The organism is Hydrogenovibrio sp. 3SP14C1 (genome assembly GCF_029625905.1).
In the GTDB taxonomy this organism is placed as follows: Bacteria; Pseudomonadota; Gammaproteobacteria; order Thiomicrospirales; family Thiomicrospiraceae; genus Hydrogenovibrio.
In genome coordinates this window covers 1-249 of the sequence record NZ_JARTLM010000246.1, presented here as the reverse complement: position 1 = coordinate 249, position 249 = coordinate 1, and the positions used below count along the sequence as shown (strand labels likewise).

The following is a 249-nucleotide window of genomic DNA, read 5'->3' as shown; positions in this document are numbered from 1 at the left end:
AATTTTTTCATCGTTTTTACAATAAACTTACGACTTCTTCCTGTCAGTTCAATGGCTTTTGCAGTTGTCATCTTCTCTCCTGAATTGTACATGTAATGGATCAACAATTGCTCATCGGCATTGAGGTCGCCAAAATCAGTAAACTGTTTCTCTAAACTATCTCGAGTTCGTAGGTGTCGACTGACAATATTATTTTCAAGCGTCAGAACAACCTTGTTCCCAGGTTCAGAGTATTTTGGCTCATGAAGA

At 38.2% G+C, this 249-nt stretch carries 1 protein-coding gene; it reads right to left on the bottom strand.

All coding sequences use genetic code 11. The features are described 5' to 3' along the window. Positions 1-249: hypothetical protein (locus P8629_RS12435; protein ID WP_278166409.1), on the bottom strand; the 249-nt coding region annotated here is incomplete at both ends.